General features: G+C 57.4%; 1 pseudogene. It reads right to left on the bottom strand.

The features are described from left to right. Positions 1–41: 41 nt before the first annotated feature. Positions 42–434 (bottom strand): annotated as a pseudogene (locus tag ACTHUG_RS11525) (ATP-binding cassette domain-containing protein); the annotation flags it as partial.

The raw sequence follows: 434 nt of genomic DNA, 5'->3' as shown, positions 1-434 counted from the left end.
CGTCTAATTCGTCGGCAGCGTCAGATGTGTATAATAGGCAGGCGGTCGGCAAAGCCTTGCAGGTGGAACTCGGCGAGTGCTTCTTCGACGATAGTTTTATCCGTTTCAGACGGCCTGCCTTGGTGGTAGGGATAGCGGCCGAACATGAGCAGGTCGCGCACGGTAATGCGGCTCATGATGCTGTTTTCTTGGGTGAGGATGTAGAGCGTGCGGGCGAGTTCGGCGGTGGGCGTGGTTTTGATGTCTTTGCCTGCGTAGCTGATGTCGCCGTGTACCAAGGGTTGCAGGCGCGCCATAAAGTAGAGGAAAGTGAACTTGCCTGCGCCGTTCGGGCCGATTAGCGCGGTAATGCCGCCTTCGGGAATGTCGAGGCTGACGTCGTTGAGGATGGGGTTGCTGCCGATGGTGTGGCTGACGTTGCGGATGGTAATCAT

It is taken from the genome of Neisseria sp. P0022.S009 (assembly GCF_051956675.1).
Taxonomy (GTDB): Bacteria; Pseudomonadota; Gammaproteobacteria; order Burkholderiales; family Neisseriaceae; genus Neisseria.
This window is presented reverse-complemented; position numbering and strand designations above follow the sequence as displayed.